Annotated in this window: 22 protein-coding genes; 5 read left to right on the top strand and 17 right to left on the bottom strand. The window is 71.4% G+C overall.

Going from position 1 to position 23,659, the window contains the following annotated elements; genetic code table 11:
* The first annotated feature begins 59 nt into the window (after nt 1–59).
* Nucleotides 60–1,121 carry a bile acid:sodium symporter family protein gene (locus ACWDSL_RS15260; protein WP_450485441.1) on the top strand — a complete coding sequence of 354 codons (1,062 nt, stop codon included), beginning with the start codon at nt 60–62 and terminating at the stop codon, nt 1,119–1,121.
* A 10-nt stretch (nt 1,122–1,131) separates the two neighbouring features.
* On the opposite strand, the gene ACWDSL_RS15255 is transcribed toward ACWDSL_RS15260, so the two are convergent.
* The 3 genes from ACWDSL_RS15255 to ACWDSL_RS15245 all read right to left on the bottom strand — a co-directional run bounded on the left by ACWDSL_RS15255 (nt 1,132) and on the right by ACWDSL_RS15245 (nt 3,915).
* The gene (locus ACWDSL_RS15255) at nt 1,132–3,087 is read right to left on the bottom strand and encodes an exo-alpha-sialidase (protein ID WP_450485439.1); all 1,956 of its coding nucleotides are present in this window, start codon (nt 3,085–3,087) and stop codon (nt 1,132–1,134) included.
* Between the two features lie 217 nt (nt 3,088–3,304).
* Nucleotides 3,305–3,733 carry a transposase gene (locus ACWDSL_RS15250; RefSeq protein WP_450485438.1) on the bottom strand — a complete coding sequence of 143 codons (429 nt, stop codon included), beginning with the start codon at nt 3,731–3,733 and terminating at the stop codon, nt 3,305–3,307.
* Nucleotides 3,682–3,915 (bottom strand): hypothetical protein, encoded by a 234-nt coding sequence (locus ACWDSL_RS15245; RefSeq protein ID WP_450485505.1) that lies wholly within the window; start codon nt 3,913–3,915, stop codon nt 3,682–3,684. Before ACWDSL_RS15245 ends, ACWDSL_RS15250 begins: the two co-directional genes overlap by 52 nt.
* A gap of 328 nt (nt 3,916–4,243) precedes the next feature.
* On the opposite strand from ACWDSL_RS15245, the gene ACWDSL_RS15240 reads away from it, so the two are divergent.
* Entirely contained in the window at nt 4,244–6,268 is a 2,025-nt protein-coding gene (locus ACWDSL_RS15240) for a transposase (protein ID WP_450485436.1), read from the top strand.
* Here the strand turns inward: ACWDSL_RS15240 and ACWDSL_RS15235 are convergent.
* From ACWDSL_RS15235 to ACWDSL_RS15190, 10 genes are all read right to left on the bottom strand, one after another.
* Nucleotides 6,265–6,627, bottom strand: coding sequence for a MerR family transcriptional regulator (locus tag ACWDSL_RS15235; RefSeq protein ID WP_450485434.1), 363 nt, complete (start codon nt 6,625–6,627; stop codon nt 6,265–6,267). The two genes, ACWDSL_RS15240 and ACWDSL_RS15235, sit on opposite strands and share 4 nt — an antisense overlap.
* 64 nt (nt 6,628–6,691) lie before the next feature.
* Nucleotides 6,692–7,879: a serine hydrolase domain-containing protein gene (locus ACWDSL_RS15230; RefSeq protein WP_450485432.1), complete on the bottom strand. Its 1,188-nt coding sequence runs from the start codon at nt 7,877–7,879 to the stop codon at nt 6,692–6,694.
* Entirely contained in the window at nt 7,876–9,078 is a 1,203-nt protein-coding gene (locus ACWDSL_RS15225) for a serine hydrolase domain-containing protein (protein ID WP_450485430.1), read from the bottom strand. The genes ACWDSL_RS15230 and ACWDSL_RS15225 overlap by 4 nt, the downstream gene beginning before the upstream one ends.
* Before the next feature lie 203 nt (nt 9,079–9,281).
* Complete coding sequence (locus ACWDSL_RS15220; protein WP_450485428.1) at nt 9,282–10,040, bottom strand: SDR family NAD(P)-dependent oxidoreductase; 759 nt, start codon at nt 10,038–10,040, stop codon at nt 9,282–9,284.
* Between the two features lie 73 nt (nt 10,041–10,113).
* Entirely contained in the window at nt 10,114–11,529 is a 1,416-nt protein-coding gene (locus tag ACWDSL_RS15215) for an MFS transporter (RefSeq protein WP_450485426.1), read from the bottom strand.
* A gap of 101 nt (nt 11,530–11,630) precedes the next feature.
* Entirely contained in the window at nt 11,631–12,215 is a 585-nt protein-coding gene (locus tag ACWDSL_RS15210) for a TetR/AcrR family transcriptional regulator (RefSeq protein WP_450485424.1), read from the bottom strand.
* A 163-nt stretch (nt 12,216–12,378) separates the two neighbouring features.
* On the bottom strand, nt 12,379–13,233 hold the full coding sequence (fdhD, locus tag ACWDSL_RS15205) for a formate dehydrogenase accessory sulfurtransferase FdhD (RefSeq protein ID WP_450485422.1): 855 nt from the start codon (nt 13,231–13,233) through the stop codon (nt 12,379–12,381).
* 14 nt (nt 13,234–13,247) lie between these two features.
* The gene (locus ACWDSL_RS15200; RefSeq protein ID WP_450485420.1) at nt 13,248–14,108 is read right to left on the bottom strand and encodes a 2Fe-2S iron-sulfur cluster-binding protein; all 861 of its coding nucleotides are present in this window, start codon (nt 14,106–14,108) and stop codon (nt 13,248–13,250) included.
* Nucleotides 14,105–16,060: an NAD(P)H-dependent oxidoreductase subunit E gene (locus ACWDSL_RS15195; RefSeq protein WP_450485418.1), complete on the bottom strand. Its 1,956-nt coding sequence runs from the start codon at nt 16,058–16,060 to the stop codon at nt 14,105–14,107. Before ACWDSL_RS15195 ends, ACWDSL_RS15200 begins: the two co-directional genes overlap by 4 nt.
* 2 nt (nt 16,061–16,062) lie before the next feature.
* Nucleotides 16,063–18,054: a molybdopterin oxidoreductase family protein gene (locus ACWDSL_RS15190; RefSeq protein WP_450485503.1), complete on the bottom strand. Its 1,992-nt coding sequence runs from the start codon at nt 18,052–18,054 to the stop codon at nt 16,063–16,065.
* Nucleotides 18,055–18,158: 104 nt separating this feature from the next.
* Here ACWDSL_RS15190 and ACWDSL_RS15185 point away from each other — a divergent pair, with 104 nt between their 5' ends.
* Nucleotides 18,159–19,214, top strand: coding sequence for a WD40 repeat domain-containing protein (locus ACWDSL_RS15185; RefSeq protein WP_450485416.1), 1,056 nt, complete (start codon nt 18,159–18,161; stop codon nt 19,212–19,214).
* Between the two features lie 34 nt (nt 19,215–19,248).
* Here the strand turns inward: ACWDSL_RS15185 and ACWDSL_RS15180 are convergent, their stop codons facing one another.
* Nucleotides 19,249–19,359 (bottom strand): MFS transporter small subunit, encoded by a 111-nt coding sequence (locus ACWDSL_RS15180; protein ID WP_450485415.1) that lies wholly within the window; start codon nt 19,357–19,359, stop codon nt 19,249–19,251.
* Complete coding sequence (locus ACWDSL_RS15175) at nt 19,356–20,759, bottom strand: L-lactate MFS transporter (RefSeq protein ID WP_450485413.1); 1,404 nt, start codon at nt 20,757–20,759, stop codon at nt 19,356–19,358. Before ACWDSL_RS15175 ends, ACWDSL_RS15180 begins: the two co-directional genes overlap by 4 nt.
* A 106-nt stretch (nt 20,760–20,865) precedes the next feature.
* Here ACWDSL_RS15175 and ACWDSL_RS15170 point away from each other — a divergent pair, with 106 nt between their 5' ends.
* A complete protein-coding gene (locus ACWDSL_RS15170) occupies nt 20,866–21,543 on the top strand; it encodes a GntR family transcriptional regulator (protein ID WP_385618409.1) in 678 nt (225 codons plus the stop codon).
* Nucleotides 21,544–21,592: 49 nt separating this feature from the next.
* Here ACWDSL_RS15170 and ACWDSL_RS15165 read toward each other — a convergent pair whose 3' ends face one another.
* On the bottom strand, nt 21,593–21,871 hold the full coding sequence (locus ACWDSL_RS15165; RefSeq protein ID WP_450485410.1) for a ribosomal protein L7/L12: 279 nt from the start codon (nt 21,869–21,871) through the stop codon (nt 21,593–21,595).
* An 11-nt stretch (nt 21,872–21,882) separates the two neighbouring features.
* Nucleotides 21,883–22,716: a helix-turn-helix transcriptional regulator gene (locus ACWDSL_RS15160; RefSeq protein WP_450485408.1), complete on the bottom strand. Its 834-nt coding sequence runs from the start codon at nt 22,714–22,716 to the stop codon at nt 21,883–21,885.
* A 139-nt stretch (nt 22,717–22,855) separates the two neighbouring features.
* On the opposite strand from ACWDSL_RS15160, the gene ACWDSL_RS15155 reads away from it, so the two are divergent.
* Nucleotides 22,856–23,602, top strand: coding sequence for an SDR family oxidoreductase (locus ACWDSL_RS15155; protein WP_450485406.1), 747 nt, complete (start codon nt 22,856–22,858; stop codon nt 23,600–23,602).
* The last annotated feature ends 57 nt before the right edge of the window (nt 23,603–23,659 follow it).

Genomic DNA, 23,659 nt, shown 5'->3' with positions numbered 1-23,659 from the left:
TCCCGATAGCCGTGATCAAGAGCATGCTGGGGAGGCCATCCGTCCAGAAAGAGAGCCGCATGCACCGCCGTACGACCACCCTCCCGTCCTGGCTCCCTCTGGATTGGTTCATCCTCGCCCTGATCGGCACCGTCGGTCTCGCCGCGCTGCTGCCCGCCGACGGCGGCGCCGCGACCGTCACCGACGGGACGACCACCGTCGCGATCGCCTTTCTCTTCTTCCTGTACGGCGCGCGCCTCTCCACCCGCGAGGCGCTGGACGGAATGCGCCACTGGCGGCTCCATCTGACCGTGCTGGCCTGCACCTTCGTCATCTTCCCGGTGCTGGGCACGGCCGCCCGCGGCCTGGTGCCGTATGTGCTGACGCATCCGCTCTACACCGGGCTGCTCTTTCTGTGCCTGGTGCCCTCCACCATCCAGTCCTCGATCGCCTTCACCTCGATCGCCCGGGGCAATGTCCCGGCCGCCATCTGCGCGGGCTCCTTCTCCAGCCTGATCGGCATCGTCATCACCCCGCTGCTGGCCGCGCTGCTGCTGGGCAACGGGGGCGGCGGATTCTCGGCGGACTCGATGCTGAAGATCGCCCTGCAGCTGCTGGCGCCGTTCCTCGCCGGGCAGCTGCTGCGCCCCTGGGTCGGCGGCTTCGTCGCCCGCCACCGCAAGGTCCTCGGCTACGCCGACCGCGGCTCGATCCTCCTGGTCGTCTACGCCGCGTTCAGCGAGGGCATGGTCCGCGGCATCTGGCACCAGGTCACGCTGGGGCGGCTGGGCGCGCTGCTGGCGGTCGAGGCGGTGCTGCTCGCGGTGATGCTCACGCTCACCTGGCACGGCTCCCGGCGGCTGGGCTTCGACCGCGAGGACCGGATCGCGATCGTCTTCGCCGGGTCGAAGAAGAGCCTGGCGTCCGGGCTGCCCATGGCGAGCGTGCTGTTCGGGGCGCAGGCGAGCCTGGCGGTGCTGCCGCTGATGCTCTTCCACCAGATGCAGCTGATGGTCTGCGCGGTGCTGGCCCGGCGCTTCGCCAGGTCGGCTCCGGAGCCGATGGCCCCGGAGCCGACCTCCGCGACGGCGAAGCTGCAGGAGGCCCAGCCGCAAGAGGCTCAGGCGCCGGTCGGCGCCTGAGCCTCAGGGACTAGTCGTCGGCGGGGCGGACGCGGTCCAAAGGAAGCCGTACGAGCGCGGCGGGATCCTTGCCGTGCCCGTCGGCCGGCGTGGCGTTGAATTCACGGACCTGCCGCAGCTCGGTGTCCGACAGCGCACGCGCCCACACCCGTAGCTCGTCCAGATCGCCCGTCAGATGCGAGCGGCTGTCGACGGCCTCGCCGACATGGATGCCGAACGGCGAGGTGCGGGTGACCGGCCCGGGCACATCGGCGGTGGAGAACGCCGTGCCCCCGTCCACGGTCAGGGTCAGCCGGCCCCCGGCGCGGGTCAGCGCGGCATGGTGCCACTGCCCGTCGTTGTATGCGGAGTCGGTGCTCACCGAGGCGCTGGTGAAGGTGGCGGGGCCGTTGACCGTGGTGATCAGCGCCCGTACCCGGCCGCTGGACGGCTCACCGCGCAGCCACACCTGCGGCTGTTTGTTGCCGATGCCGCCCATCCACAGGAACGGCTGCTGGCCCGAGGTGGCGGTGTAGCGGAACCACAGACTCACCGTGAAGTCGCGGGTGCCCAGCGGCAGCGAGGGCCGGAAGGGGATGTGCACCGCGTCGTCCGTACCGTCGAACGACAGCCCCCGTCCGAACCGCCCCTCGGCCCGGGCCGGGCCGCCGAGCACAGTGGCCGGGCGGGCGTCGGGCGCCCGGTCGGAGGTGGTCGGATCGGGGCCGCGGCGCGGGCCGAGCCAGTCCTCGGTGAAGCGGGCGAAGCGGATCTCGTCACGGGCGTCGACGGCGCCGCCCTCGTACATAAGACCCACTTCGTCATGCGAGATGGCGACCATGTCCGAGTAGCCGGACCAGTCGGTGGTCACGACCTTGCCGCGGTCGACGCCGTCCCAGCTGCGACCCTCGTTCCAGGAGGAGCGGATCATCATGGTGCGGCGCCGGTCGGGGTCGGCGGGCGCGGCGAACAGCAGTCGGCTGTAGTCGTCCCGGTCCTCGCTCCGCAGCCGGAGGATCGAGCCCTGCACCTGCGGTGTGTACAGATCGGGGATGGTGCGGAACGGCTTGGTGAAGCTCTCGCCGCCGTCCTTGCTGACGGCGAAGTCGCGGTGGCCGAGGTCCGTGCCGTCCTGTTCGCGCCCGTTGACGTAGACCGAGCCGTCCTCGCGCTCCACCAGCGTCATCTCGGAGGGCTTCTGGCGGAAGGTGCCGTCCGCCGCGACCGGCCAGCTGTCCACCGCGCCGATGCGCCAGGTGCCGCCGCCGTCGTCGCTGTAGGCCAGCGCCGCGTGGTTGGCCGTGATCCGGGTGCCGTCGTGGCTCTCGGTGTTGACGGTGAAGAGCAGCCGCCCCCGGTGCCGGCCATGCTGCAGCTGGATGCCGTGCACGGGCCCGGTGGCGTACCAGGAGTTCCACGAGGCGGGCAGCAGCGAATCGCTCAGATCGCGCGGGGCGGACCAGGTCGCGCCGTCGTCGTCACTGTACTGGAGGTGCGGGGTCCGGTCACAGGGCACCTCACAGCTCCCCGCGTCGTCACGCCCGGTGTTGTACGTACTGGCGAGCACGATGCGGCCGGTGCGCTGGTCCACGATGGGCGCCGGGTTGCCGTGGGTGTCGCCCGCGCCCTCGTTGATCACCTGGAGCGGTCCCCAGGTGCGGCCGCCGTCCGTGGAGCGTTTGAGGACCAGGTCGATATCGCCGGCGTCGCCGCAGTTGTCCTTCCGCCCCTCGGCGAAGGCCAGCAGCGTGCCGTCCTTGGACTTCACAATGGCCGGGATCCGGAAGCACGAGTATCCGCTGTCCTGGGAAGACTTGAAGAGGACCTGCTGCTCGAAGTCGGCACGGGGCGCGGAGGCGGACGACTCCGCTTCCGCGGCCCGTACCGGAATCGGGATCAGGGCCAGCGCCGCGGCGGCGAGGAGAGCCGACACGCGGCGCCGCCATGGTCTGGACCGCTCATGTGTAGCGCGAAGATCTGACGCCATCGTCACCGACCTGCCCTTTCAGCGGCATCTGGACATCACGACATCAAGACATCCCACGTCTGATCGAGTGCTGCCGGAGCAGTGTCCCGTCTCGCCCCCGCGCCGGACAAGGACCCTGCGTCAGATCGTGTGCGAGCCAAGCGGGTTGGGCCGCCTAAGAGGTATCCCGTAATGCCAGGTCAGGCCTGTTTGTCTGTGGGCAGGTGCCGGTTTGTGGTCAGCCGTTGATCTCCAGTTTCAGGTTGTGCAGAGCGGCGATGCTGGCGACGGCCTGGTTGATTCCTTCTTCCTTGCGGCGGCACTGGCGGAGGATCCGGTGGTCCTTGAGGCGTGCGATGGTGTGCTCGGCGACGGCGCGGCGCTTGCGGAACCGCCGGTAGGCCCGGTCCTTGATGATCTTCCGGTCAGGCCCGCGCCGGGGCGAACGGATCCGCCCGATCCCTTGATAACCCCCGTCGCCTGACAGGTGGGGATGATCGGGCAGGGGCTTGCCGAGGGTCTCCCGGAAGACCACCACATCGTTGCGGTTGCCCGGCCAGGCGTCACCGACCGCGACGATACGGCGGTCGTGGGCCCGGCAGACGATCTGCACGTTCACGCTGCGCCGGTAGTTCTTCGACTTCTTCGTCTTCTGCTGGTCGTGCACCCGAATAAGGGTGCCGTCCACCAGCCACAGCTCCTGCCGGTCGGTGGGCGGCGGGCCGAGCAGGGCGGCGAGGTGCGGCGCGAGGTCGGCACCCGGTGCACGGTGGAGTCCGTGGTGGCGAACAGCGCGGCCAGTTGCTCCATGGTGAGGTTGGTGCGGTAGCCCAGGACGACCAGCAGCACCCGGTCGCCGAAGGCCAGTGACCAGGGCCGGCCGCCCACGCTGTCCGGGCGGCGTCACAAACGGGTGATCAGAGTGTGCAACTGCGGCCCGGACAGCCCCGCCCACGCCTTCAACTGGGCTGAACGGCAGGCAGCAAGGCAGGGTTCCATACAATTGACCGTAACCCGAACAGACTTCATGACGTTATGCCTGACGCTGGTCCGGGAGAGGAGGGGAGAGAGCGTGGCGGGTCGATCACCGGCTGCTCCTGCTCCTGCTCCTGGGGAGGGGCGGCGGTTTCGGGGGCCGAACCGGGGTGAGGTGTGGCGGCGGGCGAAGGATGCGCCGGTGTCGGTGATCCGGCTGCCGCTGGTGGTCGGCGATGTGGATGTCCGCCGCAGGGTGGAGCAGTTGTTTTCGGCGATGTGGCAGGTCAAACGCGCGCTGCAGCGTGATGCGCGGGATGTGGTGGATGCCTACTGGGCCGGTGAGGTGCGGCGCGAGCGGGACGTGAAGGCGTGGCGGGCCGAGCTGGGCCTGTCCCGCACCGGGCTGGAGCGGCGCGCGTATCGGCATCTGGAGCGCTCAGGCTGGTTGAGCGATCATGTATCGAAGGCGTTGGTGATGCACCAGGCCGACGAGGTATGGGCCGGCGTGGCCCGGCACCTGCACCCGGACGCGTCAGGGCGGCGGGCCGGGCGTCCCAAGGCCGGGACCTGGTGGGAGTACACCCGCATCCCGGGCCGGGCCCGCTCGCACACCACCGACCGCAAGTGGGAGACCTTCCGCCTGCACGGCACCCTCGCCGGCCACCTGGACACCTTCCGGCACCCCGCGCTACCCACATCGGCCGCCACCCCCGCTCAGGCCGCGGGGCTTATGCCGGGCATGCGGGTGCTGGCCCAGCCGCGCCGCATGCCTGTCCCCGCCCGGCCCACCGGGCGCGTCCCCACGGGGACGACCGATGCCCGGGGACGCGGTCGCAACAGGGCGGCGACCTGGTTCGACCACACCGGGCCGCTGACCGTCGTCTTCGCCGGAGGGCCCACCGGAGGTGGGGAGATCCTCTTGCCGGTGCGGCTTGCGCAGGGTGCGGGACGCTGGCCCTATCTGCTGTACTACCTGAACGACCCGAGCCGGTGGCACAAGATCGACCTCGTGCGGCGGCGGGATCCGGCCGCCCCAGGCGGCTGGGCTTACGAGGCCCATCTGATGATCCTGGCCCCCGGTTACGCCTCCCCCGCCACCCGTACCCGGCGCCGGCAGGCCGCCGCCTTACAGCGCATCGGAGGGGTGGACGGCAACGTCTCCAACCTCGCCGTCGTCTCCCTGCCCGCCACGCTCAACCCCGATGACGGCGGCGTGTGCTCCTCCCGGATCACCCTGACCGAGCAGGAGCAAGACGCCCTGGCCGCAGGGCGCAAGAAGGCCCGGGGGCGCCAGCGCGCTCTTGACCGTTCGCGGCGCGCCTCCAACTCCCAGCAGTACCAGCGCTCCCGGCGTCAGAAGGCCCGCGACGAACGCCGACAGGCAGCAGGTCTGCCCCCGAAGGCCGTCACCGTCCCCGCCGGACCCCGGCGCACCACCACGACCGGAAGACCCCGACAGGCCTACCGTCGCGACACGGTGAGCACCGGCTACCGCAGTCTGCGGGCCCGCCACAGTGCTGCGGCTGCGAGCGCGGCCGAGGCGTCCCACCACCGCGCGAGGAAGATCGCCGCTGCTGTGGTCGCCGCTCACGGCCCGAACCTGACTGTCGAGGACTGCGACATTCGTACCTGGTTCCGCCTGTGGGGCCGCGCCTGCTCCGTCACCACCCCAGGACGGCTGATCACCCGACTCGCCGCCGAGTGCACCGCCACCGGCGGACGACTCCTGCGCGCCTCGACCTTCGCCACCGCCCTGTCCCAGCACTGCCTGTGCGGCCGACGCGTACCCAAGTCCCTGCGCCAGCGCACCCATCACTGCGACCCGGCCGAAGGCGGCTGCGGGCTGAAGGGCGACCGCGACCTGGTCTCCGCCGCCCTGGCCACCTTCACCACCCTCACCGACCCCGACGACCCGACCACCGCCCGCCTGGACCACACCCGCGCCCGCACCGCCCAGATCCTCTTCGCCCAAGGGCTGCAAGAAGCCCTGACCGAGTCAACCGCACCGAAGTCCGCGCCCTCGGGCCGGACCCGCGCGGCAGCCGATCCCCATGGGAATACCCTTCCCCGGCAACGGACGGCCTCTGCTCGGCGAAACGCCGGACCCTGCACCGTGGCAACCCCGGATGAGACCCGACCCGCACCTCAGCGGCCCAAGGCCCACGCCGGAACGACACGACCGCACACCGGCCGCCCCCGTACACACATACGGGATAAGTCTTAGCCCGCCGTTGCCAGACCGGCCGTGATCACCATGTCCAGCAGCGAACGCGAGGTCTCCAGCTCCTCGATGGCCGACGTCATCCGCGCCCGTTCGTCCTGCAGCTGTGCGATCAGCTCGGTGCAGGTGGGCACCAGGTCCTCGCCGTCGTCCCGCAGACACGGCAGGATCTGCGAGATCGTCGCGGTCGACAGCCCGGCGGCGAGCAGCGAGCGAATGCGGTGCACCACGGCCACATCGGCCTCGCCGTAGACGCGGTAGCCGCTGGGCAGGCGCTCCGGCTGGAGCAGGCTCTGCTGCTCGTAGTAGCGCAGCAGCCGCTCGTTCACCCCAGTGCGCCGGGCCAGTTCACCGATGCGCATGCCATGTCCCCTCGTCACACCGCCGCCGGACATTGCCCAGCAGGCTTCTCATGGATGTCAGAGTTTACCCGTCGCGCCCGCACAGCGCGTGATCTATCAGCGCCTTCACCGCCCGGTCGGCCTGTTCCTGCCGCCCCGTATCGGACTCGTCGAAGCTGTTGGTCGACACGGTCACCGCGCGGCGCCCGTCGGTGGTGACGCCGTTCTCGCTGGAGTAGCCGAGGGCGTTGCCGCCGTGGTGCCAGTAGAAGCCGCCGCAGCTCAGCGGGGTCGTCTCCAGGCCGAGACCGGCGCGGCGCCCCGGCTCGTCGGGTATCGGGACGGTCCGCCGCATCTCGGCGAGTTCGGCGGGGCGCAGCAGCCGCCCGGTGAGGAGCGCGCCGAAGAAGCGGTTGACGTCCATCGGGGTGGTGACCAGATCGCCGGACGCGTCGGCCGCCGTGGAGTTGAAGACCGTGGTGTCGACGCGGCGCCCGTCCTCCGCGTAGGTGTGGTACCCGTGTGCGTACGGCGCGGGCAGATACGGCTGGTCGCCCGGCAGGGACGTCCCGGTCAGCCCCAGCGGGCGGATGACCCGGTCGCGGACCTCCGAGCGCCAGGGGTGTCCGGTCACCCTCTCGATGATCATTCCTATGACGACATAGTTGGTGTTGGAGTAGCGGTAGGCCGCCCCGGGCTCGGAATTCGGGGGATGGCCCACCGCGGCGGCCACCAGCTCCCCGGCGGTGTAGTGGCGGAAGCGGTTCTCGTAGTAGCCCCGGGCGGAGTAGCCCGCGGGGAACACTTCGGGGATGCTCGTATAGCCGCGCAGCCCGCTGGTGTGCTGGAGCAGCTGCCGGACCGTGATGCGGCGGCCGTCGTTGCCGTGGCCGCTGACGACGCCGGGCAGCCATCTGTCCACCGTGTCGTCCAGCGCCAGCCGCCCCTCGCCGACCAGCTGCAGCGCGACGGTGGCCACCAAGGTCTTCACCGTGCTGCCCGCGCGGTAGTGGGCGTCGGAGCGCATGGGGGCGCCGGTACGCAGATCTGCCTCTCCCGCCCCGGCCGTGGCGGTGCCGGACGGGGTGTCCAGTACGGCCGCCACCCCGATCGCCCCCGCCTGGTGGACCGCCGCCGTGTCGCGCCGTAACACCTCCGCGCTGCCCCACCCCGGGGAGCTGCCCTTCCCCGGCGCGGGGGCTGCCGCCACCAGAGCGGCGACGGCCGCCAGGGCGGCCAGGGACGCGGCCACGCGCCGCCGCACCGCGCTCACCGGCGCACCACCTCACCGCACATCACCCGGTCCAGAAGCGCCTGTACGGCCCTCTCGGCCCTGAGCAACCGCTCGTCGTCCGAGGTGGTCCCGCTGGCGCTGATCACCACCGAGCGCCGCCCGTCCGCGCTGAACGCCGTCCGCACCGTGCCGCCTTCGAGGTCGCCGCCATGGCCCCAGCGGTAGCCGCCGCAGCTCAGCGGCTGCCGCATCAGCCCGAGCCCGTACCGCAGCCCGGGGAACGCCATCTCGAAGTCGGGGCCCACGGGGACCGTGCGACGCATCTCGGCGAGCTGCGCGGCGGGCAGGAGGTGACCGCCCAGCAGGGCCGTGAAGAACCGGTCCAGGTCCCGCTGGCTGGTCACCAGCGACCCGGCGGCATCGGCCCACGAGATATTCCGAACCGTGGTGTCGGTCCACCGGTCGGAGCCGGGGAAGCGGTGGTAGTTATGGGCGTACGGCTGCTTCAGATACGGGTCGTCGCCGGGCTCGTAGGTGTCCTTCAGCCCCAGCGGCCGGATGATGCGGTCGCGCACCTCATCGGCCCAGGGCCGCCCGGTGGCCTTCTTGATGATCAGGCCGGCGAGCATGTAGTTGGGGTTCGAGTAGTTCCACTTCGGCGCCGGGTCGTCCGGGTCGGCGGGCGGGAAGTCGGGGCTGTGCCGCATCGCTCCGGCGATGCTCTGCTCCGGATCGACGTGGTAGAGCTTCGTCCGCTCGAAGTCCTCTGCCGTGTCCCCCAGGTCTTCCTCCAGGCCGTAGTTGTAGATGCCGCTGGTGTGCTGGAGCAGATTCCGGATGGTGATGCGGCTGCCGTCGTTGCCATGGCCCGACACCAGGCCCGGCAGCCAGCTGTCGACGCTGTCGTCCAGCGACAGACGCCCCTCTGCGGCCAGTTGCAGCACGACCGTGGCCACGAAGGTCTTGGTGACGCTGGCGGCCCGGAAGTTCGCACCGTACGGAACCGGGCGGCCGGTGTGCAGCTCGGCCTCGCCGGCGCGGGCCAGGATCCGTCGGCTGCCGTCGCGCACCTCCACGGACATGCCGATGTACCCGGCCTCCCGGAGGGTCCTGGCCACTTCGTCACGCAACTCGTCCTGGCCGGGCGAGGCGGCGGTCGGTGCATAGGGGGACGCCGCGGCCGGCACCGCCGCGACGCCGCCGGCCGCGACCACGGCGAGCGCCGCGGCCGCGGCCATGCCCCTCAACCTGAGCTTCCTCGAGCGGAGTTGGCCCCATCGGAGTTTGTGCGCGGACGTCGGGACGGAGGGTGTCATGGCGGTTTCCTTCATGCTCACCACCCTCCCGGAGGCGGTGGTGCCGGGACCATCACACCAGCCCTAGTCCCGAGGTCACGCCAGCCCTACTCCTCGGGTATGGCCAGCCCTACCCCGACGGACCGTCAGGCCGAAGACCCGCTGTCGATGACCAGGTCCGTGCCGACCACCGCGCCGGCCGCGGGCGAGGCGAGGTAGAGCACCGCGGCCGCGACCTCCTCGGTCTCCGCGAGCCGGCCCAGCGGGGTGTCCCGCTTCATCCGCTCGGCCCGCCCGGCCTCCGTCTCGCCGGGCCGCAGCGACATCGAGGTGGCGGCGGCCCCCGGGCTGACCGCGTTGATGCGGATGCCCTGGTGGATGTGGTCGAGGGCGGCGGCGCGGGTGAGCGCGGACACCGCCGCCTTCGAGGTGAGGTACGCGGCGAGGTTGGGGATCCGGAGGTGTGCGCCCAGGTTGGAGGCGATGTTGACGATGGCGCCACCGCCGTGGTCCTTCATGTGCGCGATCTCGTGCTTCATGGCCAGCCAGACGCCGGTGACATTGGTCCGCTGCACCGCGTCCCAGTCCTCCTCGCTCACCTCGCCTACGGGCCCCACGCCGCGCAGGATCCCGGCGTTGTTCACCGCGATGTCCAGCCCGCCGAACCGGGTGACGGTCTCCTGGACGAGCGCGTGGAGCTGCCCGGAGTCGGTGACATCGGCCACGGCCGCGGCGGCCTTCCCGCCGGCGGCCTCGATCAGCCCGACGGTCTCGTCCAGCGTGGCCGCGGTGCGCCCCGCGGCGACCACGGACACGCCTTCGGCGGCGAAGGCGAGCGCGATCGCGCGGCCGAGTCCGGAGCCCGCGCCGGTGACGAGAGCGGTCTTGCCGGGGAAGCGGTTCATGGGTGTCTCCTTGAGAGATGGGTGGGTGGTGACGGGTGATAGGTGATGGGCGGTCGAGGAGGCGGCAGGTGGCTCAGGACGGCCGTGGTCCGCTGCGCCCGCTCAGCGCGGTGAGGGCGGCGAACGCAGCCAGCGCGGCCCCCGCCGCGGCCAGGGACGAGGCGTCGCCGCCGAGCGTGAGCAGGACGGCGAACAGGACGGTCGGGCCGAACTCCATCGCCGTGTTCATCACGCCGCCCGCGAGCCCGGCCTGCCCCGACGGCACACCGTCGGTGGCCAGCACCGCGGCGCCCGCGAAGGAGGCCGCCGTACCGAGCGGCAGCAGCACAAGGCCCGGCAGCAGCCCGTACGCGTACGGCATGCCCGCGTCGAGCCCGCCGAGCGCGAGCAGCACGAGCCCCGCGCCGCCCACGCCGAGCCCGGCGGCGGTCACGGCCCGGGCCCCGTAGCGCCGGATGAGCGGCCCCGCCGCCCGCCCCGAGACGAGCAGCGCGACGGCGAACGGCACGAAGGCGGCCGAGGTGCGCAGCGCCGGCCAGTCGCGCTCCTGCTGGAGGTGGAGCGAGAGGACCACAAAGGTCATCGCGGTCCCGCAGGCGGTCAGCGCGATCGCCGAGAGCGCGAGCGCCCGCCGCCGGTCGAGCAGAAAGCGGGGTGGCAGCAGCGGATCGCGGGCGCGGCGCTCGACGCCCCAGAACGCGGCGAGCAGCACGGCCCCCGCAGGCAGCGGCACCAGTACGTCGGCCGACGACCAGGGGTGGGCGTCGGTGACCACGAGCCCGTAACTGGCCAGGGTGATGCCGCAGGTGGCGAGGAAGGCACCCGGGAGGTCGAGCGCTCTTCCCCCGCTCGGCGTGGTGTCCGGAAGCAGCCGCGGCGCGAGGGCGAGGGCCGCGCCGGCCACCAGGAGCGGTACGGCGAAGTTCCAGCGCCAGGACAGCAGGGTCGAGATGACGCCGGAGAGCAGATTGCCCGCGGTCGCGCCGAGCACCGAAAGACCGCCCCAGGTCGCCATCGCCCTGCCGTACGCGGCGGGGGAGGGGAAGACGGCGCGCAGCACGGCCATGGCGGCGGGCGCGCTCAGCGCCGCCCCCGCGCCCTGTGCGAACCGCGCCGCGAGCAGGGCCTCGAAGCCGGGGGCGAGCGGGGCGGCGGCCGAGGCGGCGGCGAGGAGCGCGAGCCCGGCGGTGAGCGCCCGCCGCCCGCCGTACCGGTCGGCCAGCCGCCCGCCGAAGAGCAGCAGCCCGGCGAAGGTGAGCCCATAGGCTGCGCTCAGCAGGATCAGGTCCGAGCGCTGGAGGCCGAATTCCCGCCCGATGCGGGGAAGCGGTACGGAGATCGCGGCGAGCGTGAAGATCAGCGTGGCCTGGACGCTGCCGAGCAGGACGAAGGCGCCGCGCGGGCCGGCCTGCCTGGCCTGCCGGGCCTGTTGGGCCCGCCGGACAGTGCCGGCCGTGGCGTTTGGCTCGTTGCTGGTTTCGGCGGTCATGGTCCCCCGATTTCCTGACCAGATTTCTTGACCGAACGGTTCGTTATAAGGGCATGTACAGGAGCCGCCCGAACGGCTCCGGTGTGCGTACGAGGTGTGGCTCAGTCCAGCATGGCCAGCGCCTGCTCGGCCGCGTCCCGGACCTTGGCCGGGTCCTGAGAGGCCTTGCCGACCACCCGCAGCCCCTGCATCAGTACGAACAGCATGCGGGCCAGCGCCCGCGGATCGCGGTCCTCGGGCAGTTCGCCCTGGGCCTGGGCGCGGACCAGCGCGGCGTACAGCGGGGTCTCGATGTGCTCCCAGCTGATCTCGACCCGCCGGGCCACCACGGGGTCGTGCGGGGCCAGTTCCGCCGCGCTGTTGGTGATGAAGCAGCCGCGGCGGCGCAGCTCAGGGGAGGCGGCCTCGGCGGCGAAGCCGCGCACCAGCGCCCGTACCGCGGGCAGTGCGGGGCCCGGCTGGGACAGGTCGCTCACCAGGCGCGGGTCGCGAGTCTCGGCGTACCGGTCCAGGGCCTTCAGATACAGCTCGTGCTTGTTACCGAAGGTCGCGTAGATGCTGGCGCGGCCGATGCCGAGATGTTCGACGAGGTCGGCCATCGAGGTCGCCTCGTAGCCGCGCTGCCAGAACAGCTCAAGCGCCGACTGGAGTGCCGCGTCGGGGTCGAATTCCTTGGTCCTGGCCACGGTGCAGACTCTAGACTCAATAAGAACGATCAGTCAATAAAAGGCCGGTTCGGCCACCGGAGGGCCAGGAGTCAGAGGGCTGGGCGTCGGGAGAAGGGCCGGCCGGCGCAGGGGGCGCTCCTCACCGGCCGGTCCGTCATCCCGTGCAGCGGGCAGACCGGTGTCAGGTCCTGCCGGCCGCTGTCCGCAGGGCAAGCCGGTGCTCGCCCGCGTACACGTTCATGGAGGCGCCGCGCAGAAAGCCGACCAGCGTCAGCCCGGTCTCGGCGGCCAGGTCCACGGCCAGCGACGAGGGCGCCGAGACGGCCGCGAGGACCGGAATCCCCGCCATGACCGCCTTCTGCGCGAGCTCGAACGAGGCCCGGCCGGAGACCAGCAGCACGGCCCCGGACAGCGGCAGCAGCCCCTGCTGCAGCGCCCGCCCGACCAGCTTGTCCACCGCGTTGTGCCGGCCCACGTCCTCGCGTACGTCCAGCAGCTCCCCCTCCGGGGTGAAGAGCGCCGCCGCGTGCAGCCCGCCGGTCCGGTCGAAGACGCGCTGCGCGGCGCGGAGCCGGTCGGGGAGGGAGGCCAGCGTCTCCGGCTCGATCCGTACCGGGGCGCATCCGTCGTCGCCCACCGGCCAGCGCGCCGTGGTGCGCACCGCGTCCAGGCTGGCCTTGCCACACAGCCCGCACGACGAGGTCGTGTAGACGTTGCGCTCCAGGGTGATGTCCGGAACGGGCACGCCGGGCGCCAGCTTCACGTCCACCACGTTGTACGTATTGGAGCCGTCCGCCGTCGCCCCCGCGCAGTAGACGATGTTCGCCAGCTCGTCCGCCCGCCCCAGGACCCCCTCGCTCACCAGGAAACCGGCGGCGAGCGCGAAGTCGTCGCCCGGTGTGCGCATGGTGATCGCCAGCGGCTTTCCGTTCAGCCGGATCTCCAGGGGCTCCTCGGCGACGAGAGTGTCCGGGCGCGTGCTCACCGCGCCGTCCCGGATGCGGATGACGCGGCGGCGCTCGGTGACCCGTCCCATTTCGATCAGTCCCGTCAGTCCAGGTTCTGTACGTGCTGGTAGCCGAAGCGACCCTTGATGCAGAGATTGCCGTGGGTCACCGGATTGTCGTGTGGCGAGGTGACCTTCACGATCTCATTGTCCTGCACATGGAGTGTGAGGTTGCAGCCGACGCCGCAGTAGGCGCATACGGTCGTGGTCTCGGTCTGCGCCGACTCGTCCCAGGTCCCGGCCGCCCGCATGTCGAACTCCGATTTGAAGCTGAGCGCGCCGGTCGGGCACACCTCGATGCAGTTGCCGCAGTAGACACAGGCCGAGTCGGTCAGCGGGGCGTCGTGCTCGGCGGAGATACGGGCGTCGAAACCGCGGCCCGCGACCGCGATGGCGAAGGTGTTCTGCCACTGCTCACCACACGCGTCCACGCACTTGTAGCAGAGGATGCACTTGTCGTAGTCGCGGACATAGAGGTCGTTGTCGACCTTCGGCTGCTCGTCCATCCGGGCGGCGTCCGGCCCGAAGCGGCCCGGCTCGGCCCCGTACTCCTCGATCCACTCGGCGGCGCGCGGCGTCGTCGACAGGTCTGTGGAGGACGCCAGCAGCTCCAGGACCACCTTGCGGCCGTGCCGGGCCCGGTCGGTGTCCGTACGCACCTCCATGCCCGGCTCCACACGGCGTGAGCAGGCCGGGGCGAGGGTCCGCGCGCCCTCGACCTCCACCACACACACCCGGCAGGCGTTCTTGGGGGTGAGCGTGTCGCCCTGGCACAGGGTCGGGACGTCCTTGCCCGAGGCGCGGCACGCGTCCAGGAGCGTGGACCCCTCGGGGGCGCGCACCGGCTCCCCGTCGAGTGTGAAGTCGACCAGGCGGCGCGGCGGCTGAAGCGGGACGGCGGTCATACGGAGGCTTCCTTCCCGGCGGACGGTCGAGGGGGCTCAAAGACGCCGAGCCGGTCGATGGCGGATTCGACGGCGTTCCAGGCGGTCTGGCCCAGACCGCAGATCGAGGCGTCCCGCATCGCCTGCCCGACCTCGCGCAGCAGCGCGATATCGCCGGCCGCGGCCGCCCCCGTACGGTCCTTGATCCGGTGCAGCGCCTCCTCCTGCCGCACCGTGCCCACCCGGCAGGGCACGCACTGCCCGCAGGACTCGTCGCGGAAGAACTCCGCGATGCGCAGCAGGATGCGCGGCAGTTCCACGCTCTCGTCCAGGACCAGCACCACCCCCGAGCCCAGCGTGGTGCCCGCGGCCCGGGTGCCCTCGAAGGTGAGCCGAACGTCCAGCTCATCGGGGCGTACGAAGCCGCCCGCCGCGCCGCCGAGCAGCACCGTGCGCAGGGCGGGCGGCGGCCCGGCGAGGTCCAGCAGCTCGCGGAGCGTGGCGCCGAACGGCAGCTCGTAGACCCCTGGGCGGTCCACGGCGCCGGAGACGCAGAAAAGTTTGGTGCCGGTGGAGGTTTCGGTGCCGACGCGCGCATAAGCCGCGGCGCCCTCGGTCAGGATCGGCAGGACGTTGACCAGCGTCTCGACGTTGTTGACCGCGGTCGGCTTGCCGAACAGGCCCTTCTCGACGGGGAACGGCGGCTTGCTGCGCGGCTCGCCGCGCCGCCCCTCGATCGAATTGAAGATCGCGGTCTCCTCGCCGCAGATGTACGCCCCCGCGCCGCGCCGGATCTCGATGTCGAACGCGAAGCCCTGGCCCAGCACGTCCGGGCCGAGGAGGCCGCGGGCGCGCGCCTGGCCGATGGCGTGCTCGAGGCGGGCGAGGGCGCGCGGGTACTCACCGCGGAGGTAGAGATAGCCGTGGTGGGCGCCGATCGCGTAGCCGGCGATGGTCATGGCCTCGATGAGCGCGTACGGGTCGCCCTCCATCAGCACCCGGTCCTTGAACGTCCCCGGCTCGCTTTCATCCGCGTTGCACACCAGATAGTGCGGGTGGTCGGGCTGCCGGGCGGTGGCGTCCCACTTACGCCCGGTCGGGAACGCGGCCCCGCCCCGCCCCACCAGACCCGCGTCGCTCACCTCGCGGATCACCCCGGCGGGCCCGAGCGCGAAGGCCCGGCGCAGGGCGGCGTAGCCGCCGTGGGCGCGGTAGTCGTCCACACTCGCCGGGTCCACGACCCCGACCCTGCGCAGCAGCCGCAGCCCCTGGGCCTCGCTCCCGGTCCCGGCCCCGGCCCCGGTCCCGGCCTGCGGTACGGCGGCCACGGCGGGCGGCTCGGCCGGTGCGTCCGCCACCGCGCGGGCGGCCTCGGCGACGGTGGCGGGGGTGGCGGGGGCGATGACGGCGGTGGCGGCGGGCCCGGAGGCGGTCGTTGGTGCTGCTGTGGCCCCAGAGGAGTCAGCGGGTACGCCCGCGCGGATGGCCAGCGCCGCCGGGGCGCGCTCGCACAGGCCGAGACACGGGCTCGGCTGCCAGACCACACCGTCCGCCCGGGCCGACCCCGCCGCCCCCAGGTCGCGCTCCAGCCCCGCGCACACCTCCGCCGACCCGCGGGCCGCGCAGGCCAGGTCCGTACAGACGTGGACGACGGTGGCCGGGCGGGGGCGGACCGAGAACATCGCGTAGAAGGTCGCCACGCCATAGCCCTCGGCGGGCGGCACGGTCAGCCGGCGGCACAGATAGTTCAGCGCGCCCTCGCTGATCCAGCCCACGCGGTCGTTGATCGCGTGCAGCCCCGGCAGCAGCAGGTCCCGCCGCTCGCGCGCCGCCCGCCCGCCGCGCGCCCAGCGCAGATCGGTGTCCGTACGGTCGTCGGCGCCCTCCCAGGCGGACTCGGGCGGGCCGAGCAGCGCGTCGACGGCGGCCCGCTCCTCGTCCGTCGGCTTGCTGTCACCGAAGTGCAGATCCACGCTCAGCTCCTCACATCGGCGACATCGGCGGGCACGGGAAGCTTTTCGATCCGGATGGCCGACGCCTTGAACTCGGCCGTCCCGGCGATCGGGCAATTCGCCTCGATGGTCAGCGCGTTGGTGTCGACCTCGTCGGGGAAGTGCATGGTCATGAACGCCAGCCCCGGCCGCAGCCCCGGGTCGATCCACACCGGCGCCACCACCGCGCCGCGCCGCGACGCCACGCGCACCTCCTCCTCGGCCACCACCCCGTAGCGGTCCGCGTCCTCCGGGCACAGCTCGATGTACTCGCCGCGCCGCAGCGGGGAGGCGAAACTGCCGCTCTGCACCCCGGTGTTGTACGAGTCGAGGCGCCGCCCCGTGGTGAGCCGGATGGGGTAGCGCTCGTCGGTCAGATCGACCGGCGGGTCGTGCTTGACCGGTCCGAAGGGGGCACGCGGACCGCGCCGCGCCGGGTCCGCCGCCCACAGCCGCCCGTGCAGATAGCTGGGCTCCAGCCGCTCGGTGCTGGGGCAGGGCCACTGGATGCCGTGGTGTTCCTCGAGCCGTTCGTACGTCATCCCGAAGTGGTCGGGGGAGACGGAGCGCAGCTCGTTCCACACCTCCTCGGCATCCGTGAACTTCCAGTCGCGGCCGAGCCGCCGGGCCAGTTCGCAGATGATGTCGATGTCCTCGCGCGCCTCGCCCGGCGGTTCGACCGCCTTGCGCACCCGCTGCACCCGCCGCTCGCTGTTGGTGGTCGTGCCGTCCGTCTCGCACCAGGCGGCGGTGGCGGGCAGCACGACATCGGCCAGTTCGGCGGTCTTGGTCAGGAAGATGTCCTGGACCACCAGGTGGTCCAGGGCCCGGAGCCGCCGGATGGCCTGCTCGCTGTCGGCCTCGGACTGGGCCGGGTTCTCGCCGACGCAGTAGACCGCGCGCAGCCGGCCCTCCTCCATCGCCTCGAACATCTCGGTGAGATTGAGCCCGTAGCGCGGCTGGATGACCACGTCCCACGCCGCCTCGAACTTCCCCCGGCTCGCCGGGTCCAGGATGTCCTGGAAGCCGGGCAGCCGGTTGGGGATGGCGCCCATGTCGCCACCGCCCTGCACGTTGTTCTGCCCGCGCAGCGGCTGCAGCCCGGAGCCGTGGCGGCCGACGTGGCCGGTCAGCAGGGACAGATTGATCAGCGCCCGGACGTTGTCCGTGCCGTTGTGGTGTTCGGTGATGCCCAGTGTCCAGCACAGCTGGGCGCGTTCGGCGGTGGCGTAGCGTCGCGCGAGGTCGCGGATCGCGGCTGCCGGCACCCCGGTGACCTTCTCGGCGACGGACAGGGTCCAGGGCTCGACCTCGGCCACGTACTCCGTGAAGCCGCTGGTGGCGCGGTCGATGAAGGCGTGGTTGGCGAGCCCGGAATGGATGATCTCGCGGCCGACGGCGTGGGCGAGCGGAATGTCGGTGCCGACGTTGAGCCCGAGCCAGCTCTCCGCCCATTCGGCGGTGGAGGTGCGGCGCGGATCGACGGCGTACATCCGGGCGCCGTTGTGGATGCCCTTGAGTACGTGCTGGAAGAAGATGGGGTGCGCGAAGCGGGCGTTGGAGCCCCACATCACGATCAGATCGGTGTCCTCGACCTCGGCGTACGAGGAGGTGCCGCCCCCGGAGCCGAAGACCGCCGACAGGCCCGCGACGCTGGGCGCGTGGCAGGTGCGGTTGCACGAGTCCACGTTGTTGGTGCCCATGACCACGCGCGCGAACTTCTGGGCCACGTAGTTCATTTCGTTGGTGGCGCGGGCGCAGGAGAACATCCCGAACGCGTCGGGCCCGTACGCCCCGGTGGCGGCGGTGAACCCGGCGGCGGCCCGGTCGAGGGCCTCCGCCCAGGTGGCGCGGCGCAGTTCGCCGCTCGCGGGGTCCCGTACGAGCGGGTGGCTGAGGCGGGGGTAGCGCCTGGGCTGTCGGTTGCGGTTACGGGCCACGACGGGCTCCTTATGACGGCATGACGGCTCACACATCGTCGGCAACGCGAGCATGTCGACAGGATATTGAATACAGTATGCCTGCCGAGGTTGTTAGGGAAGGGTCACACAGCCGTGTGGGTCATCGATAGGTTCTGAGCGTGCAGCCTCTCACTCTCCTCACCTCCAGCCGGATCATCTCCGACAAGCCGATCCAGGACTTCGACGTCGTACTCATCGACGGACAACCCCTGGTGGTCTGCGCCGACTTCTCCGGCCAGGACGCGTTCTCCTGGGATCCCGTCGATGACCGTTGGACCGCCCACCCGCTGGACAACCCGTGCGGGCCGAACGAAGACGATATGCAGCTGGACTGCCTGCTCTCGATCGGTGCCGTGGTCCTCGACGGACGGATCGCGGTCGGCGGCGGCGGGTACCGGCAGCCCTTCGCCCAATGGGATCTGCGAACGGGTGCGGTGCTGACCTACGCACGCGACGAACACGGAGGGGTGGCGCGGACCTCGACCATGGAACTGCACGGCCGGCCCTTGTTCATCGCCGGCGACAGCAGTGTGGGTTCTCCGGTGCGGCTGTGGGATCCGTCCCAGCGTGACTCCCTCACCAAGGACGAGGATGAGGACGAGGGCCGGTTCACGATCAACTATCTGGCCGAGCCCATCGACGTGTGCTGGCATCGCGACAGCATCGGCGGGCTCGCTTCCGGAACGCTTGAGGGCCGCCCAGTGGTGATCTCCAGTGGTGGAGACGCTTGTGTGATGGTGTGGGATGTCGACGACATGACGCCCGTCGTCCAGTTCGACGATGCTCCCGTCCCGGCCGGCGGGGTCGGTCTGATCCCCGTCGACGGCCGGATGCGCGTGGTGGCGGCAGGTGGCACATCGGTGCTGCTGGGTGACGCCGGCACCGGCACCTGGAGTGACTGCCTTGAGTTCTCGGACGATGAGGTCGACCTGGACGAGGAAGGCATCAAGTGCATGGATGTCGGCGTCCTGAACGGCCGGCCCATCGCGGTGACCGGCGCGAAGAACGGCGTGGTGTGTCTGTGGGACCTGGAGGGACGCCGCCTTCTCGGGGCCCCGGTCACCGAGCAGGAAGGAGAGGTGTTCGCCGTTCGCATGACGGAGGTACGCAACCGACCTGTCCTGCTCACGGCTGGCCGGGACGGCCGGATGCGTGTCTGGGACCTTCCCAAGTGACGCATCGGAACGTACCGCCCCGGCCCATTCGGGCTCAGCCGGTGAAGAGCTGGGTGGCCTTGCGTACGAGCTCGTAGACCCCGTAGCCGAACGGGAGGACCACCCAGGCCCAGACGGCCACGGTCAGCACCGTGCGGTTCCTCATCGGTCCGTTCCCTTCTCGGCGGGCTTCTCGGCGGGTTGCGCGGCGGCTTGCTCGGCCGGCTCTGCGGCGGGCTCGTGGAAGCGCGGATCGACCGGCCGGATCAGCTCGTTGGCCACGAAGCCGATGACGAGCAGGCCGATCATGATGGACATGGAGAGCGAGTAGAGGCCGGGGCCGGAGTGTCCGGCCTCCTTCTGGTGGTCGGCGACCTTGTTGACGATGAACGGGCCGAGGACCCCGGCCAGCGACCAGGCCGTCAGCAGCCGCCCGTGGATCGCGCCCACCTGGTAGGTGCCGAACAGGTCCTTCAGATACGCCGGTACGGTCGCGAACCCGCCGCCGTAGAAGGACAGGATCACCAGCGCGCAGACCACGAACAGCGGCTTGGAGGAGTCCCCGAGCTGCGCGAGCGCCAGATACATCAGCGCGCCCACGCCCAGGTAGATCCGGTACATGTTCTTGCGGCCGAGCAGGTCGGAGGTCGACGACCACAGCAGCCGACCCGTCATGTTCGCGGCCGACAGCAGCGCCACGAAGCCCGCGGCCGCTGAGGTGGTGACGGAGGCCGAGGTGTCCGCGAAGTAGTCCGTGATCATCGGCGCGGCCTTCTCCAGGATGCCGATGCCGGCCGTGACGTTCATGCACAGCACGACCCACAGGCACCAGAATTGCGGGGTGCGGATGGCGTTGCGGGCGGAGACATGGGCGGTGCTGACCAGGCGGCCGGGTGTGCTCGACGGCTCCCAGCCGGTCGGCCGCCAGCCGTCCGGCGGCACCCGCACCAGCAGTACGCCGAGCGCCATGAACGCCCCGTACGTGAGCCCGTGCACCAGGAAGGTGGATGCGATGCCGGAGCTGTCCTCGCCGAACGCGTCCAGCAGCCGGGTCGACCAGGGCGAGGCGATGAGCGCGCCGCCGCCGAAGCCCATGATGGCGATGCCGGTGGCCATCCCTGGTCGGTCGGGGAACCACTTCATCAGCGTCGAGACCGGCGAGATGTACCCGATGCCGAGGCCGATGCCGCCGATGAAGCCGTAGCCCAGCACCACCAGCCAGTACTGGCGGGTGGCGGCGCCCAGCGCGGCGACGAGGAAGCCGGAGGAGAAGCAGACCAGCGATACGAACATCGCCCAGCGCGGGCCGTTGCGCTCGACCAGGGTGCCGCCGAAGGCCGCGGAGAGGCCCAGCATCACGATGCCCAGCTGGAAGGGGAGCGCGCTCGCCGTTCCCGACAGGTCGAGCGAGGACTCAAGCGGAGGCTTGAACACGCTCCAGGCGTACGCCTGGCCGATGGCGAGATGGACGGACAGCGCGGCGGGCGGAACCAGCCAGCGGCTCCAGCCCGGCGGTGCGAGGGTGCGGGAGCGGTCGAGGAAGGCGAGGCGGGGAGTGGAGGGCATGGCCGCGACTCTAAGTAATTCGGCCACCTCCTGACCAGATGTCAGGCGGTCAGTGCGTGGACAGTATGGGTAAACTGTAGACAATAACCAATCGACAGGGGGCCCGATGCTGTCCAGAGGACTACCGCAGGGCGCGGTGCCGAAGCTGGAGCGACCGGGGCCGCTCCGCGAGCGCGTCTACGAGGCGCTGCTCGAGCTGATCACCACCCGCGCCCTGCGCCCCGGCCAGCACCTGGTCGAGAGCGAGCTCGCCGGCCACCTCGGAGTCTCCCGCCAGCCGGTGCGCGAGGCGCTGCAGCGGCTGAACACGGAGGGCTGGGTTGATCTGCGCCCCGCCCAGGGCGCGTTCGTCCACGAGCCCACCGAGGAGGAGGCCGACCAACTCCTCACGGTCCGCACCCTCCTGGAGGCCGAGGCCGCCCGTCTGGCCGCCGCGCACGCCGGGCCGTCCGGGGTCGAGGCGCTGGAGGAGCTGTGCGTCAAGGGCGAGCGCGCGGTGCTCGCCGACGACGTGGACGGCGCGGTCGCGGCCAACGCGGAGTTCCACGCCAAGGTGATGGAGCTCGCGGGAAACGCGGTCCTGGCCGAGCTGGCCGCCCAGGTGGACCGCCGGGTCCGCTGGTACTACACCCCGGTGGCCCGCCAGCGCGGCAAGCAGTCCTGGATCGAACACCGCGAGCTGATCGCGGCCATCTCCGCCCAGGACGAGCGCCGCGCCACGGACGTCATGCGCGCCCACACCGAACACACCCGGCGTACGTACCACGAGCGCGAGCGCGGCTGACGAGCTGACGGGCTGACGGGTCGACAGGCTGACGGGTCGCGGAGGCGCGTCACTCCACGCGTTCGACCGCCTCCTTGGCCTCCTTCAGATCCGCCCCGGTGATCTCCCGGTAGGCCTTGATGGCGTGGAGCTTCTTCCCCTCCACGAGGTGGGCCCGCACCGGCGCCAGCTCCGGCTGGGGTTCCTCGAGACCCAGGTGCTCGAGTATCAGATCGACCTTACGGGTCAACTGCGCGGTCCTGCGGTTCAGCTTGTCGATCTTGCGCTCGACGGCCGACCCCAACACCGCGATGACCATAACGACCAGGGCTATTGCTGTCAGTGTCATGCTCCGCAACCCTAACGACCATGGTGGCGCCGGGTGGCGTGGACGGAGCCGAGGAGGCCCAGGGCCTCGGCGCTGGGGCTGCCCGGTTCGGCGTGGTAGATGATGAGCTGCTGGCCGGGGGCGTCACGTACGTCGAAGGCCTGGTAGGTGAGGGTGATCGGGCCGACGTCCGGCTGCAGGAAACGCTTGGGCTCCCGAGTCTTGCCGCGCACGCTGTGCGTGTTCCAGAGGCGGGTGAACTCCGCGCTGTGCTCGGTGAGGGTGGCGACGAGCTCGCGCAGCCGCGGATCGTCCGCGTCAAAGCCGGTCGCCTCGCGCAGATTGGCCACGGTGGCCTGGGCCGTCCAGTCCCAGTCCGGGTAGAAGCCACGCGCCACGGGGTCCAGGAAGGCCATGCGGACCAGATTGTCCGCCGCTGCGAACGGGGCGTACAGGGCGTCGGTCAGGGCGTTGGCGGCGAGGATGTCCATGGTGCGGTTGATCACGAACGCCGGGGTGTTCGGGTAGCCGTCCATCAGCTGGCGCAGCGCCGGGGACACGGTGGCGGCGGTGGCGGAGGGCCGTAGGCCCGGCGCCACCCCGGCCACTCGGTGCAGATGGGCCCGGGCGTCCCGATCGAGGCGCAGGGCGCGGCCGAGGGCGTCGAGCACCTGGGACGAGGGATGGCGCTCACGGCCCTGTTCCAGCCGCGTGTAGTAGTCGACGTTCATCCCGGCCAGGACCGCGACCTCCTCACGGCGCAGCCCGGCGACCCTGCGCACCCCGTGGCTTGCCATGCCGATGTCCTCGGGCCGCAGGGCCGCGCGCCGCGTACGCAGAAAGTCTCCCAGGTGGTTGTCAGCCATGTGTCCAGCCTAGGCGGCGGCTCAGCGGGCTGCCCGGGTGTGCCGCACCCAGGCAGCGCCTGTCCTGGTTGACGGCCGCTGACCTGCTCAGACTCGGCGTGACGGAAGTGTTCCACCTGAGGATTTACGGAGAAAACACATGACGGACACCGCTGGGAATGCCAACAAGGTCGTCCTGGTCACCGGAGCGAGCAGCGGCATCGGGGAGGCCACCGCCCGCCGCCTGGCCGCCGACGGCCACCACGTCCTCCTCGGCGCGCGGCGCGTCGACCGCCTGGAGGCGCTGGTCCAGGACATCACCGCCGAGGGCGGCAGCGCCGCCTGCCGGTCGCTGGACGTCACGGACGCCGCCGATATGCGGGACTTCGTCGCCACCGCCGTTGAGCGCTGGGGACGGGTGGACGTGATGGTCAACAACGCCGGGGTGATGCCGCTCTCGCCGCTCGGGGCGCTGAAGGTCGACGAGTGGGATCGCATGATCGATGTGAACATCCGCGGTGTGCTGTACGGCATCGCGGCCGCCCTGCCGGTGATGCGGCAACAGCGCGGCGGGCACTTCGTGAACGTCGCCTCGGTCGGCGCGTACGAGGTGTCGCCCACCGCCGCCGTGTACTGCGCGACCAAGTTCGCCGTACGCGCGCTCTCCGAGGGGCTGCGCCAGGAGTCGGCCACCGACATCCGGGTCAGCGTGGTGTCCCCGGGCGTCACCGAGTCCGAACTCGCCGATTCGATCTCCGACCCGGAGGCCCGCGAGGCGATGAAGGCATATCGCGCGGTGGCCATCCCCGCGTCGGCGGTCGCGGATGCCATCGCCTTCGCGGTCAGCCGGCCCGCCGAGGTCGACGTGAACGAGATCGTGGTGCGCCCCACCGGGAGCGCCCAGTAGCCCGGGTAGCCCCCATTGTCCTGCGGAAACGCGGGACGGCGGCACGCCTGCACCACG

It is taken from the genome of Streptomyces sp. NPDC000941, from assembly GCF_053599555.1.
Note: the sequence above shows the minus strand (reverse complement) of the source record. Positions and strands in the feature narration are given on the sequence as shown.

What these genes read in the sequence shown, in the direction of transcription:
- ACWDSL_RS15155 (WP_450485406.1), top strand. Translation starts at nt 22,856, where the DNA reads ATGACGGACACCGCTGGGAATGCCAACAAGGTCGTCCTGGTCACCGGA.
- ACWDSL_RS15180 (WP_450485415.1), bottom strand. Translation starts at nt 19,359, where the DNA reads ATGAGGAACCGCACGGTGCTGACCGTGGCCGTCTGGGCCTGGGTGGTC.
- ACWDSL_RS15160 (WP_450485408.1), bottom strand. Translation starts at nt 22,716, where the DNA reads ATGGCTGACAACCACCTGGGAGACTTTCTGCGTACGCGGCGCGCGGCC.
- ACWDSL_RS15255 (WP_450485439.1), bottom strand. Translation starts at nt 3,087, where the DNA reads ATGGCGTCAGATCTTCGCGCTACACATGAGCGGTCCAGACCATGGCGG.
- ACWDSL_RS15220 (WP_450485428.1), bottom strand. Translation starts at nt 10,040, where the DNA reads ATGAACCGCTTCCCCGGCAAGACCGCTCTCGTCACCGGCGCGGGCTCC.
- ACWDSL_RS15260 (WP_450485441.1), top strand. Translation starts at nt 60, where the DNA reads ATGCACCGCCGTACGACCACCCTCCCGTCCTGGCTCCCTCTGGATTGG.
- ACWDSL_RS15200 (WP_450485420.1), bottom strand. Translation starts at nt 14,108, where the DNA reads ATGACCGCCGTCCCGCTTCAGCCGCCGCGCCGCCTGGTCGACTTCACA.
- ACWDSL_RS15235 (WP_450485434.1), bottom strand. Translation starts at nt 6,627, where the DNA reads ATGCGCATCGGTGAACTGGCCCGGCGCACTGGGGTGAACGAGCGGCTG.
- ACWDSL_RS15175 (WP_450485413.1), bottom strand. Translation starts at nt 20,759, where the DNA reads ATGCCCTCCACTCCCCGCCTCGCCTTCCTCGACCGCTCCCGCACCCTC.
- ACWDSL_RS15225 (WP_450485430.1), bottom strand. Translation starts at nt 9,078, where the DNA reads ATGGCCGCGGCCGCGGCGCTCGCCGTGGTCGCGGCCGGCGGCGTCGCG.
- ACWDSL_RS15165 (WP_450485410.1), bottom strand. Translation starts at nt 21,871, where the DNA reads ATGACACTGACAGCAATAGCCCTGGTCGTTATGGTCATCGCGGTGTTG.
- ACWDSL_RS15215 (WP_450485426.1), bottom strand. Translation starts at nt 11,529, where the DNA reads ATGACCGCCGAAACCAGCAACGAGCCAAACGCCACGGCCGGCACTGTC.
- ACWDSL_RS15190 (WP_450485503.1), bottom strand. Translation starts at nt 18,054, where the DNA reads ATGTGTGAGCCGTCATGCCGTCATAAGGAGCCCGTCGTGGCCCGTAAC.
- fdhD (WP_450485422.1), bottom strand. Translation starts at nt 13,233, where the DNA reads ATGGGACGGGTCACCGAGCGCCGCCGCGTCATCCGCATCCGGGACGGC.
- ACWDSL_RS15170 (WP_385618409.1), top strand. Translation starts at nt 20,866, where the DNA reads ATGCTGTCCAGAGGACTACCGCAGGGCGCGGTGCCGAAGCTGGAGCGA.